Source organism: Desulfovibrio sp., assembly GCF_018379785.1.
Taxonomy (GTDB): Bacteria; Desulfobacterota; Desulfovibrionia; order Desulfovibrionales; family Desulfovibrionaceae; genus Desulfovibrio.
Genome location: NZ_JAGZUV010000082.1, coordinates 1 through 11,921, shown reverse-complemented (window position 1 = coordinate 11,921; position 11,921 = coordinate 1). Strand labels below are relative to the sequence as shown.

The window sequence follows — 11,921 nt, the reverse complement described above, 5'->3', positions numbered from 1 at the left end:
AAACTACTCTGGAAGAAAAAGGTCGGGCAGCTCAACTAACCTGACAACAGGCACCATCAAAACGGTACCGACTGTCAGATCAAGTCTGAACTACTACATTTCTAAACCCATGAGCTTCATCGTACACTTTGTTGATCGCCTCCAGATCGTTGGGGTTTAGCGCGCCGAACTCCAGGAGCGGGGTCGATTCCTCTGCATCATACGTCGCCAGCCGAGTAATTCCCTTGACAGATTCATGTGGTAACATTTTTACTTCCTTCACGTATCTTCTCCACCCACTGCCGTTCCCTCTGGTCTGCGATGTCCCAGAAGTATGGAAAAAGAGAGACCAGCAAATCTTTCGCATAGTCCCACTCAGTTCCCGCCCCAGTGCAGACGGAAACGCCATATGGCCCTTGTATGTTATCAATATCCCGGATCTGGAAGGGACCGATCCTGTGCGCCTGCATCGGGGGCAGAGTCGCAGATTTGTATTCCGTGAAATGCCAGCAGCCTCCGTTGAACTCCACATCAGGCCAATGTGGGACAAGAAATTCAGGCTGATGATTCGATCTGGCATCGAATGCCATGCCGTTTATTCTTTTCATTTCAAGTTCATTCAGATTGACCTTGAAATATTCCGGCCTGCCTGGTTCGGTACAGAATGACAGCCGGGACTCATATTCTTCACCAGAGTATTTCCTGCTCATGAAATTTGCGGTGACGAAAAAGCCTTTTTCCTTGCAGTAGAGACAGCTCCGCGCCAGTTCCAGTCCCCAATCGCAAGGGTCCGTTTCCGTCCACTTCACCGCTTCCGTGACGCCCCATACGGTGTCTCCATCCGTTGCCAGTGGCCCGGAAGGGGACCCCACCTCTTTGCCGCTTCCATTTATGTGCCAAGTTTGAAGCATTTTATGGCAATATGGGCAGTTATACTGGTGATTCTCCACAGGGCGGATTGAATACAACTCAGAAACTGTTCCATTTTTGAAAATATCACGCGGAGCCATACCTTCAGCATCTTGGATGCCATCGTCAGCGCCATTCTCCAGCAACAGTTTATAAACGTGTGTGTTTCTGTATTCAGCCGCATAATGAAGGGCTGTTTTTCCTTCTTTGTTTTTCACATTGACCAGACTTTTCCCGTCCCCGCTGAGAGATGAATGGCTAAGGATCAGATTGCAGCATCTATAGAGGCCGTAAGCCGAGACACAATGCAAGGGCGTGCTTCCCTCAGCATCGACCACATGGGGATTCGCTCCACGCTCCAGAACGCCCTTGACGGCTGAAAGGTCGTCGGACATCACCAAAGCGTGCAGCAATGTCATTCCCTTATAGCTGCCACCGTTCAGGATCTGTGAAAAATCATCATCCGCAGGAAGATCGTCCAGTGTTGCACGGCTCTCCTCGTAATCTTCCAGCCACTTTTGAAGTTGATATGTTTGCTGCCAGTCTTCCATGGCTTTCTCCTGCGAAGTAGAGAGGGCGGGAAAAACTTTTTCTTTCTTCATTTCCGCAATGCCTTCTGCGCTCAATTCTATTGGCAACGTGGCTTTCTCCGGCCCCCAGGGCCTTGCTCAAGACCCGGGCGATAGCCGGAATTCAAATCCTGATGGAATATGTGCCAGAATTCTTTGTCCACGAAGCGGAGTACGTCGACGTCCCCCCTCTCTCTCATGGCGGTACGGCATATCTCTTCAGTCTGGTTGGTGACGTATTGAAGGGCTGAGCCGTTTTGCTTCACGGCTTCCATGCATAAGGATTCAGTCTGCTTCCGGACATACTGGAGGGCTTTGCCGTTTTGCTTCACGGCCTGCAGGCATATGGGCTCCGTCTGCTTCCGAACGTACTGAAGAGTCATTCCATCCTGCTTCACGGCCTGCAGACATATGGGCTCCGTCTGCTCCTGAACGTCTAGAAGAGCAGTGCCACTTTGCTTCACGGCCTGCAGACAGATAGCCTCTGTTTGTTCCCGAACGTATTGAAGAGCGTTCCCACATTGAGTGATCGCAGCCATGCATATTTGACTGGTTTGCTCATGGACGAATTGAAGAGCATACCCATTTTCCTTCACTGCAGCCATGCAAACAGGTTCAGTTTGGTCAAGGACGAAATGTATGACATTGCCGTCTTGCTTCACGGCTTCCAAACAAACTCCCTCGGTCTGTCTCCTGACGAACTCGAGCGCCATGGCATCCTCCCTCACTGCCGTCATGCAAATCTGCTCATCCTGATCAATGACATACCGAAGCGCTGAACCTCTTTGCTTCACGGCTTCCATACATATGGGCCTGGTCTGGTTCCGAACATATCGAAGTGCCTCTCCGTCTTGAAAGACGGCGGCCATACAGATTTCATGAGTTTGATCGCGGACGTATTGAAGGGCATTCCCATTCTCTATCACCGCCTCCATACAAATTTCTTCTGTCTGGTGCTTGACAAATTTGATGTTCAATCCATCCCGTTGTACAGCGGCCAAACAATGGTTTTCATCAGTCCAAACTTCAAGGTCTTTAATAGATGAGATCATATTCTTCTCCGTATTGCTGATAATAGGGTTGCGGCGATTAATTCACGTACGGCAGCGCGCCCTTCCTGCCAGTAGATGCAAAGCTGTCCTTGGAAATCAGTAGGAATACAGCATTTTTGAAATATTTCATTTAACTATGCAGTCTTGTTAAATTGTTTACTTGCATCCAAATATAAATCCAATATCCAAAATAAATATCCCTGAAAGTAAAGTTGTTAATGGCATTACCAGCAATAAAACTATATCTGATTTATCAAAATATAAGTAATAATATTTTTTATATTTAGAGATTGTTTTAAACATATTGAACATATTGAAGCACATTGGGATAATAAAAAGTAAAGATATTAGCAGAATACTTACATTAAACATCATATATAGAGAATAAACGAGTAAAATTATAAATACTGATACTGATATTATACAAAACAAACTAAATATTATTAAGAACTTTGATAATAACATTCTAGTTTGTAATCTTGCCTGAATCATACCCTGCGCCCATCGACTCCGTACTGTCTGCTGGCGGCCGCATAGTTTTATCTTTGTGTATTTTTTCATTGTATTGTAATTTTTGCTACACTATCCGCTTCAGTTATGGCACGACAAGCACATCCTTTAGCATATCCTTTTGTCGTTCCATCATATTTATCATATAAATTTCTTTTCTTCTTTCTTCGACTTTATCAACGCATACCTTATATGAAATAATGTTAAGAGATAAAAAATCATCATCATATTTTTTAACTAATTTTTTACATAAATTCAGTTCAGAGTCCGCTTTAAATTCTTCAATTTTTGAAATAGTATATTGTATTTCATCAATACTTGCTTTTGTATAAATTATTTTATGAATTAATAAAAATGATGTTATAATAAAAATAATCTCAATTATAATACACATTATTCCAGATTTATAGCTTCTTATATTAATATACCCTCCGATATATGCAATAGATACCACAACAACTAAAGACCAAGCACTAAAGATAGAATTATAATCAATAATAAAATTATTTCCAGGTAATGTATATTTTTCAAAAAGGGCAATGCGTAAAAATTGATAAAAAATTGTATAATCACAAACTATGTATGCAGCAAAAACGACTGCCAATGGAGCCATAATTATATATACCGACCTGAGAAGATTAACGTTTGCCATCAAAGCTATATTTTTAGATTTTGTCATATCATTAACCTCCAATTACAAAGGGATGTTCTCCATACTTTCGCAGATAAAAGACTTGACTCCGGGCCAGCACCCCATGCCCCTGCCCATGATGGAGACATAAGCGAGGTACGATTTAGGATCTCTTCAAGGCCTCGGAGCATCCGGGGTCTTGCTCCGGCTTTCTTGATCGCTCCATTGATCCATTTCATGGGAGAACATTTTATGAATAATTGAAAAATTACTTCTAATTTTTCTAAAAAACAAGAAAAAGGTGAGAAAAATTTAAAAATTCGTCTTACCAAACCAGACAAAGTCCAGTCCGCTGTAATTTATTCTTGGTTTAAAAATTGCATTGCCAATAGAAACACTGCGGGCCCCGCGCCCCAGACCCGCGCTGCGCGACAGCCAGTGAGAGATTTCCATGGCAACCAAAATCGTTTCTCCTCTGGCAGGATGGCTTGGCGACAAAATGCGCCTGGCCAAGCGTATCGTTCCCCTCATTCCGCCACATCACACGTACATTGAGCCGTTCGCAGGCGGCGCCTGGATCTTTTTCCGGAAAGATCCAGCGCCCGTTGAGGTTTTAAATGACCTGAACGCCGATGTGGTCACGCTTTACCGTGTGGTTAAAAATCATCACGAGGAATTTCTGAGGCAGATGAATTGGACGCTGCCGGCGCTACTGGAGTTTGAGCGCCTTTGGAGGATGCCGGTCGAATGCCTCACGGACATCCAGCGCGCGGTTCGGTATTTCCAGATAATTCGGATGTCCTTCAGCGGCCGCATGGCGGGAAAGCCGTCATTTAGCCGGAAATGCTCAAAGCCAGCTAACTTCAACCCCCTCAGAGTCAACGAGATAATATGCGGGGCATACGAGCGCCTTGCACAGGCCTGTATTGAATGCCTTCCTTACCAGGAAATTCTCATGCGCTATGACAGTGAGAATTCGTTCTTCTACATTGACCCGCCCTATTTCGGACGTGAGCAGTATTACGGCAAGGATATGTTTCATAGGGAGGATTTTGCCCGACTGCCCGGGCTTTTGAAAAATCTGCGCGGAAAATTCCTTTTGTCCTTGAATGACGTTCCGAGGGTAAGGGAACTTTTTGCCAATTTTAGCATTTCCAGCCTCAGCACCTGTTACACATGCGCGCCAGGCAGAAACAGTCATCCCTCAGAGCTGCTGATTGCCAATTTCTAAGTAAAAGGGCCGGGGTATAACCCCGGCCCACAAACTATTCTCCGTATCATCTTTAAGACATCACCTGAGTTTTTCCGGCGGAAACTCTCCATGCGCCCGCAGATAAGCCGCAGGTTAGACCCCGTTGCGCCGCAATTTTTTCATTATCAGTTGTTCCAAAATCTGCTGTTTCTCTTCGGAGCGCGGCTATGTTCGTTCTCTGGCGGGGAATTCGCCGGCCAAGGCTTTTTTTCTGCGGAACCGCCTTGCGGTCTCACGCATCTTTTCAAAATTTAGGTCCATTTTCTCTTCCAAAGGGCTCTTAAAAAATCACCTACATCGTGGAAATATGCGCCGCAGATTTGCTTTCCATCCGCTCCTTGGAGAACAGGTGCAGTTCTGCCCCGAAAAAATTCTTCAGCCGCTCCACGATATTGAAGTGGAATGTTCTCATGGGGGAGACAACCATACAGACCCGACGCATCACGGCGTGCTTCAGCAATACTGCCATCCGGAAAGCCAAACCCTATGGAGTCCCTACAGGGCCTGCCACTCAGCCAAAGGGCTGCCGACGAATATGCGCTGCTGCAGAAATACCCGTCCAGCTGGTCCAGGATATGGTACTCGGTCCGCATTCCGTTTTCCGCGTATATGCCGTCAAGACGCCGATGATAGTGCGCGGAAATCCAGAGCGATGGTCTGCAACCGCGCAACACCATATCAAGAACCTTGACACTCGGATCCGGCGAAAAATCAAAGTTGCCCCGCGGCGTGTTCTTCCAGCTGTGCTTAGCTATGCCAAATGCCGTGGGCACTGTATGCGAAAGGACAATATCCACCTTGGGCAGTTTGCTGGGGAGGTGAGCCCGCTCAAGAATTTCTTCAGGAAACCAGTCGCGTCCCTCCTCCCGATACGCACGATCTATGGACTTCCCTCCCCCCGCGAAAAAAACCGTTCTCCCGTCAGGCAATTCCATGGTGGATCCGCAGGGATGATAAATCACATGCGGCGCCAATTCGACGGATTGAAAGCTCCCCCTGGGAGCTGCGGCGCAAAGAGAAGGATGATCCTCATGATTGCCGTCCAGAAAGTGCAGCTCGGTCGCCGCAAGTACAGAGGCCGGGAGTATATCATGCGGTAAAGGAAATAACTTTGGCCACCAGCCAAAATCCCCAGCGACGATGCACAGATCAGGGCTGTAGACCGCCAGGATTGAGCAGAGGTAATCCCAGCGGGCGTGGGAGTCACCAAGCACCAGGATACTTTTTTCTTCCATGTGTCGCCTCACGTGTACGCGGAGGCCGTACCCGTTCGCAAGACTTCAACCTCGTCGGTGCAGGTGGCATATTTGTCTGACGAAACCAGAAGGCTGCCTAACTCCACACCATCTTCACGATATCAGCATAGCAGACATCGTAGTTGGCGATTCCGCACAAGAGCGCATCAGGATCCTCATCCTCTTGGAGGTTTCGCTTGCCCGCATGTCCGGCACCGTCAAAAAGCGGGAACAGCTGACCGCCCCCCAATGTATGTGCGCCACAGATCTTCCTGAATACGCCCTTCAATATTTCCTTCTGAGGACCGGAAACCATTTTTCGAGTGGCAATAAGGCAGGCATAGGCCAGCCTGGCGCAAGATGCTCTGACAACTAAATATTCGTCCAGAGAGATGTGCTGGAATGCACGCCAATGAAAAAACATGGAAACAACGCATGCAAACAGAGCTTGGCGCTCACGAGGCGAAAGATCAGAACGGCCTTTGCAAAAGGCTTCCAACGCTGTCTCCATTGAAGGAAATTTTCTCTCCAAAGAGACTGCATGAAAGGTTAAGGGCGCAAGCAGCATGGCGTTTTCTTCTGGAACGGGAACCAGTCGAGAACAATGTCTAAAGTGTTCTTCAACACATCTATATTTCCCACATAATCATGGATTGCATATTCAGCAAGCTCGCGGAGTTCATCACGAACAAGAAGACCATGAGCAATGAGTTGCTTAATGTCATTGCGATCACGATCAGAAAATCTGGAAAGTTTCATAAGAGCCAGGTCAACGGGCGCAAGGACATACACTTCCAACATCCCCAGCGTTGCAATTTTTTTGGCCCTCTCCGGGTATTCATCGTGAATGAGAGAAAATGTACTATTAAAATTATAATCAAAATCCACACGTTCCGCATCAAGTGGATCTTCGGCAACAACAAGAGCATGTAACCCTTGCGCAACGCTCATTTTGTGGGAAAACAGCACATCAAGGTCAAGAGACATCCTCAAGCCGTTAAGCCAAAAGGCTACAGCCTGGCCACCGGCAATATAGGCATTCACAGGATATGAACAGCCCTCGACGGTTTGAGCTATTTGCTCAAGGATATTCATACTGGCATCAAAATAACGCCCAGCATGGTAATTGCCTGGCATTTTGACCTCTCTTGTCATAAAAAATCTAGCTTCGATAAATTATGAAGTCAATTTATACGCCGCCAGATTGGCGTGCTGCGTCTTCACATACTCCAAGGCCCCAGTAGCTGCCGCAGCACTCCTCACAATTTTTACACAACTCGCTTCGATCATGGCATTGACCCGAGAGCCGGCAGTTTCTCCGGCTTGGCGGAAATCCGTGCGGATCCCGATAATGGGGATATTCCTGGCAAAGGCATAGCCGATTTCCCAGGCCGTGCCATCATCCACCTGAGCACCGTCCAGCAATGCCAGAACCAAGTCGCACGAGTCCAGGGCAGCGCGATCCGTTTCCATAATCTGCCGCACAGCATCCTTTCCCCACCGGGCAACGTCTTCCTGGGACACCAGATCGCCGGGCCAAACAGGTTCGTGGCCTGCCGCGGCAAGCATCGCTTTCAAATTCTGATGCCACTTACGATCCGCCTCTGAAAAAAGAGGCCCCGCCTGATAAATACGCATAATCACGACCTCCTTTGGAGGGTTGATGGCCCTGTAGATGAAACGGTTCTGTCCCTTTTTTCTTTCGGCCCAAAGCCTTTCAAGAGATAAATTATATAAAGAATATTTTATACTTTATACATCATAAGAATATTACATTTCATAAAAATCAAGAAAGTTTTTTGAAAAATTAGAAATAAATTGAGTAAAATTGCAAAATTTGATATTTTTCAAAGACCAAAAATTAAAATTCCAAATTCTCGAGTACGTGCCTGGGCGGCAAGAAAGAAAGGAAAGAATTATGACATATACAATAGACAAACTTTCCCATGAAGACATGGAAAGAATCCTTATGGGGATTGAACATCTTCAGGGTTCTAATCTTTGCGCTGTGGAAGAGGATAATGCAGACTACCCGATGCGTGCGCAACAAAATCGACGGAATCTTGAAGAAACGCAGCAACTTTATGGCAGAATTCGTGCAATATATCAAAACCCGCAACACGATAGCGCCAATGAATTTCTGGAATCTCTTCGAGAAACTCAAGGTCCGCCCCTGCCGGAGCCGCGGGCTGGAGCTGTGGCCAATGGCTACTGCAGCAACGAGTTCGCTGATGTAGGCCCCCTCTATGTTGGAATGTCGCCTACCACAGCACAACGGATTTTAAGCCTTTGGGATCGCTTTGAGAAGCTCCGCAGCAGCACAGGCGTGCTCACACCTCAGAAACTCTCCTTTAACGCCTCAGATCTTGGGATTGATTGCATTTTATTCAGAGATAGCCACTTTGAGGAATATCCTCCAAATGTATGGCAGCCGAGCTTTAAGAATGCCAGGCCTGACTTGGCCGAAGATAACCTTCCGGCCGTATACTCTTATGACCTTGAATTCGCTCCTTGCGGCGTGTCCGTCATTGCCCAAGAAAAGCATACGGGAACCACCGTAAGGGTTCATCTGAACAAACAGGTTCTTGAAAAAGTGGTTAGGGGGCCTTCGCTTGAAAAATGCGATGATCAGAAAACGGCAGATACAGAAGATGCGGCGCAAAAGTCCTGCAGAAGACCCCTCAGGCCCTAGAGGTTCCTATGTTGGACATAAAATTTAAAAAATTTGGCAGAAATCAGGAGCGCCGCCAGAGCAGAAAAGACTTCATCCTCGAAATGCACGATCTGGCCAAAAGCAGCGGACATGTGGCTTTCGAAAAAACCACGGCCAGAACGCTTCTTGGAGAAGCAGGGCACCGCCTTGATACCCTCCCCATGCTTACCGCTGATGAAAGAAACACCCACAGTTGGATCCTGGAGCTTGGGATCCGGCACGGTTGGGACACTACACTTTACCGTGCCGATTTCATGCGCCCCCGCCCCGACATTCGCTACTATCTCATAGATCCTGTGGATGAATTTGAGGCATGCTGCGCCGTTTTTTCAAACGACGTCCGCGGTCATCTTGAAATTTTCGAGGATGGCCGCCGCCTCTGGCCGTCAGGCCCTACTACAGGATATCACTATACCTCTGCATGGTGATCCTTCCGAGGCGAGTAAAGTCACAGCCGCCATTTTTGAGGAGTTCCAGGAAACGGCTGATTCTTCCTTCAGGTCCGTCCGTGGAGGTGCCCACACACTCAAAAATACGCCACAGCACTTGAAGATCACCAATTTGACCCAAGTAAAAAATTACTATATCTTAGTAAAAAATGCAATTTTGTACTAAGTTATGAGTAGAAATACCGTCGCCATATCGGCTTTGCCCCCTAGCTCCCTCTCCAGGCTGAAAGATCTGGGGCACCGCATTCGTCTGGCCAGAAAACGGCGAAAACTGACTCTCCGTCAACTGGCCGACCTCATGCTCGTCTCCGTGGCCACACTGCAGCGCCTTGAAAAAGGGGCCCCGGGCGTGAGCCTCGGGACATTAATGACGGCCCTGACATGCCTTCAGCTTGAAAACGATATTGATGCCGTTGCGGCCATGGAAACAGACATGGTTGGGCTTGAATACGAACGAAGGCGCCTGGAAGGGCTGAACCGCCGACAATCCGGGCCTGCCAAAGAAAATATTTACAACTTTTAAGGGGTGACCATGAGAGCTCGCGAGGCATATGTTCATATGCACCTTGGCGGGGAATTTATCTTGGCCGGCCGCCTGCGCCACTATGAAGACGGACGCTTCAGCCGCTGTCTTTTCGAGTATACAAACCGATATCTGGACAGGAAGGACGCTGTTCCTGTGGATCCTGTCCAGCTGCCCTTGAGGAAAGAGCATACTTTTGAAGGGCCTGAAGGGGGCACTCTTTTTGGCGGGATCCGTGACGCCTGCCCTGATGACTGGGGGAGGCATGTGCTTGATACCGCCGCTGAAGGATCAGGCTTTACTCTCTCAGAGTTCGACTACATGCTTTATGCAGGGCCCGACCGTGTAGGCGCCCTGGGCTTCAGTCTGGATCCGGGAAGCCCGGCTTTTTCCGATGTTCCGAAATGGACTGCCAACCTTCCCGGTACTGAACTCAACCTTGAAGGCATGCTGGAAGCCGCTGATACGGTTGAAGCGGCTGAATCACTCTCTCCAAGTTATCGCCGCTTTTTTGTCCGTGGTTCTTCCGCTCTTGGCGGGGCCAGGCCCAAGGCCTCCGTCGAAATGGACGGCCAACAGTGGATTGCCAAATTCAGCAAAGAGCGCGAGGCATGGCCGACATGCCGCATTGAGCAGGCCAATCTTGAGCTTGCCGGACTCTGCGGCATCGAAGTGCCGGCAACCAGACGAGTCACTGTATTTGGAGATCGGGATATTTTCCTTATCCAACGTTTTGACCGTGATCTTAAGCAAAAGCATTCGCAGCGCATCCCTTTTGTGTCAGCCATGACCCTGACCGGGCGCCAGGATCTGGGGGAACCTACCTCTTACGGAGATATTGTCACCGCTATGCGCCGTGACTTCTATCAGGCTGATACAGTGCGCGAAGATATAGCTCAGCTCTATCGACGGATGGCGTTCAACGTTTTCTGTAACAATTCGGATGACCATGCGCGTAATCACGGCTTCCTTTTTGATCTGGGAAGCCGAAGATGGCGCCTGTCTCCCGCGTATGATGTGGTTCCCCAACCGGTGATGGAAGACTCCGCGCGGATGCTTCACCTGGGCATCGGCCCTGAAGGCCGTATCGCTTCAATCTCCAATCTCCGAGCGGCAGGCCGCGCTTTTGGACTTTCCGAAGATCGCGTTTCAGCCATTCTGGAAGAGGTGCGGGGCACGATACGACAAAACTGGGAACGGGTATATGCTGGAGCGGGCGTAGCCCAACGTCACTTTAATGAATTGCGCAATTGCTTTGACTTGGCGCTCAACCAGGATGTGAAGAGCGCACCGGTAGAAGTCCTCCCCTCATCCCCACGCCCTCGTCAGGGCTAACCTGGCGCTGCCCTTGAGGCATAAAGTGAATACTCGCCAAGCCCAGCATTGCGCTGGGCTTTCTCTTTTTTATAAGAAAAATATTGAGAAAAATATTATTTTTCAATAAAATTAAAAAATGCTGAAAACGGGAGGCATTCTGCAAAATATGGGATTGGCCGAAGCAACAAACAATCTATTGCAGGCCCTGCGTGATGAGGAACACGCCCTCGCGAGCATGGATGCCTGCTACAGAGCCTCCCATGAAGGTCAACTCCGAAGTGCAAGACTTGAACTCATGAAAAAGTGTGCTGAAAGTCTGAGCAAATATTGTGAGCAAGCGATCAGCGATTCAAACTCCTCTGAGCTTTTAATCACCATGCCAAGTCTGGACGTTAAGATTGTAACAAATTCCAGTTTTTGGTTGGAAATCAAAAGTTTCATTCACAGAACTTGCCGCTACGCCGCCAGGGCTTATGTCAAAATGGAGAGAGGCCGAAAAAAAGGAGAAAAATTCCCCCCAAGCTATATTCAACTCTGCCGCACAGACCTTGAGGGTGCCCGGCTTGCAATGAGGATGCTGCAAGTCTCCACAGGCAGAGAAAACATTAAAAGCTCTTTTAGCATAAAAAGAATATAAAATTCTTTTGGAGTCTTTATTATGGCGGACAAATCCAATAGTTACGTGTAGTAGTTCAGACTTGATCTGACAGTCGGTACCGTTTTGATGGTGCCTGTTGTCAGGTTAGTTGAGCTGCCCGACCTTTTTCTTCCAGAGTAGTTTT

Annotated in this window: 13 protein-coding genes; 6 read left to right on the top strand and 7 right to left on the bottom strand. The window is 48.0% G+C overall.

Features of this window, described 5'->3' with window-relative positions; translation table 11 throughout:
- Positions 1-233: 233 nt before the first annotated feature.
- The 3 genes from KH208_RS13735 to KH208_RS13725 form a co-directional block, all read right to left on the bottom strand.
- Positions 234-1,439 (bottom strand): ankyrin repeat domain-containing protein, encoded by a 1,206-nt coding sequence (locus KH208_RS13735; RefSeq protein ID WP_291437235.1) that lies wholly within the window; start codon positions 1,437-1,439, stop codon positions 234-236.
- A gap of 77 nt (positions 1,440-1,516) precedes the next feature.
- Entirely contained in the window at positions 1,517-2,509 is a 993-nt protein-coding gene (locus tag KH208_RS13730) for a DUF4116 domain-containing protein (RefSeq protein WP_291437232.1), read from the bottom strand.
- 595 nt (positions 2,510-3,104) lie between these two features.
- Positions 3,105-3,698: a hypothetical protein gene (locus tag KH208_RS13725; RefSeq protein ID WP_291437230.1), complete on the bottom strand. Its 594-nt coding sequence runs from the start codon at positions 3,696-3,698 to the stop codon at positions 3,105-3,107.
- 403 nt (positions 3,699-4,101) lie between these two features.
- Between KH208_RS13725 and KH208_RS13720 the strand changes: the two genes are divergently transcribed.
- Positions 4,102-4,881 carry a DNA adenine methylase gene (locus KH208_RS13720; RefSeq protein ID WP_291437229.1) on the top strand — a complete coding sequence of 260 codons (780 nt, stop codon included), beginning with the start codon at positions 4,102-4,104 and terminating at the stop codon, positions 4,879-4,881.
- A 272-nt stretch (positions 4,882-5,153) separates the two neighbouring features.
- Here the strand turns inward: KH208_RS13720 and KH208_RS13715 are convergent, their stop codons facing one another.
- From KH208_RS13715 to KH208_RS13700, 4 genes are all read right to left on the bottom strand, one after another.
- Positions 5,154-6,137 carry a metallophosphoesterase gene (locus KH208_RS13715; RefSeq protein ID WP_291437227.1) on the bottom strand — a complete coding sequence of 328 codons (984 nt, stop codon included), beginning with the start codon at positions 6,135-6,137 and terminating at the stop codon, positions 5,154-5,156.
- A gap of 97 nt (positions 6,138-6,234) precedes the next feature.
- Positions 6,235-6,705: a hypothetical protein gene (locus KH208_RS13710; protein WP_291437225.1), complete on the bottom strand. Its 471-nt coding sequence runs from the start codon at positions 6,703-6,705 to the stop codon at positions 6,235-6,237.
- Positions 6,687-7,274 carry a DUF6036 family nucleotidyltransferase gene (locus tag KH208_RS13705; protein WP_291437223.1) on the bottom strand — a complete coding sequence of 196 codons (588 nt, stop codon included), beginning with the start codon at positions 7,272-7,274 and terminating at the stop codon, positions 6,687-6,689. Before KH208_RS13705 ends, KH208_RS13710 begins: the two co-directional genes overlap by 19 nt.
- A gap of 39 nt (positions 7,275-7,313) precedes the next feature.
- Positions 7,314-7,775, bottom strand: a complete 462-nt coding sequence (locus KH208_RS13700; protein ID WP_291437222.1) for a nucleoside 2-deoxyribosyltransferase — start codon at positions 7,773-7,775, stop codon at positions 7,314-7,316.
- Between the two features lie 280 nt (positions 7,776-8,055).
- Here KH208_RS13700 and KH208_RS13695 point away from each other — a divergent pair, with 280 nt between their 5' ends.
- The 5 genes from KH208_RS13695 to KH208_RS13675 all read left to right on the top strand — a co-directional run bounded on the left by KH208_RS13695 (position 8,056) and on the right by KH208_RS13675 (position 11,776).
- Complete coding sequence (locus KH208_RS13695; protein ID WP_291437220.1) at positions 8,056-8,829, top strand: hypothetical protein; 774 nt, start codon at positions 8,056-8,058, stop codon at positions 8,827-8,829.
- 8 nt (positions 8,830-8,837) lie between these two features.
- Positions 8,838-9,278: a hypothetical protein gene (locus KH208_RS13690; RefSeq protein WP_291437218.1), complete on the top strand. Its 441-nt coding sequence runs from the start codon at positions 8,838-8,840 to the stop codon at positions 9,276-9,278.
- Positions 9,279-9,468: 190 nt separating this feature from the next.
- Positions 9,469-9,822 carry a helix-turn-helix transcriptional regulator gene (locus KH208_RS13685; protein WP_083522016.1) on the top strand — a complete coding sequence of 118 codons (354 nt, stop codon included), beginning with the start codon at positions 9,469-9,471 and terminating at the stop codon, positions 9,820-9,822.
- A 60-nt stretch (positions 9,823-9,882) separates the two neighbouring features.
- Positions 9,883-11,157, top strand: coding sequence for a type II toxin-antitoxin system HipA family toxin (locus tag KH208_RS13680; protein WP_291437215.1), 1,275 nt, complete (start codon positions 9,883-9,885; stop codon positions 11,155-11,157).
- A 148-nt stretch (positions 11,158-11,305) separates the two neighbouring features.
- Complete coding sequence (locus KH208_RS13675) at positions 11,306-11,776, top strand: hypothetical protein (RefSeq protein ID WP_291437213.1); 471 nt, start codon at positions 11,306-11,308, stop codon at positions 11,774-11,776.
- Positions 11,777-11,921 lie beyond the last annotated feature (145 nt).